Annotated in this window: 1 pseudogene; it reads left to right on the top strand. The window is 67.9% G+C overall.

Annotation, left to right across the window (positions count from 1 at the left end):
• Positions 1 to 340: pseudogene (locus tag EN852_RS37190) on the top strand (anti-sigma factor); the annotation flags it as partial.

Below are 340 nucleotides of genomic sequence, written 5' to 3'. Positions count from 1 at the left end.
GGCGAGGAGCGTCCGCTTCACCGCCGACCGCGAGGCATTGCGTGCCGCCTTTGCCGGCGTGCTGGATGAGCCTTTTCCCGCGCGCTTGCGCAAGGTGGTGCTCGGCGAAGCGCCTGTTAAGGCAGCGGTGCCACGCTCGCGCTGGTGGCTTGCCGTCGCCGCGGCGGTGCTTCTGACCACGGGCGGATTTGGCGGCTATTTTGCCGGCATCGGTGGCCTCGGGCAGGAGGATCCGGCGGAGGATCGGCTCGCCGAACAGGCGATCGCAGCCCATGTCATCTATGCCGCCGAGAAGCTGCATGCGGTGGAAGTGCCGGCCAGCGACAAGGATCATCTGCAG

The sequence above is a fragment of the Mesorhizobium sp. M2E.F.Ca.ET.209.01.1.1 genome, from assembly GCF_004010375.2.
Lineage (GTDB): Bacteria > Pseudomonadota > Alphaproteobacteria > Rhizobiales > Rhizobiaceae > Mesorhizobium.
Note: the sequence above shows the minus strand (reverse complement) of the source record. Positions and strands in the feature narration are given on the sequence as shown.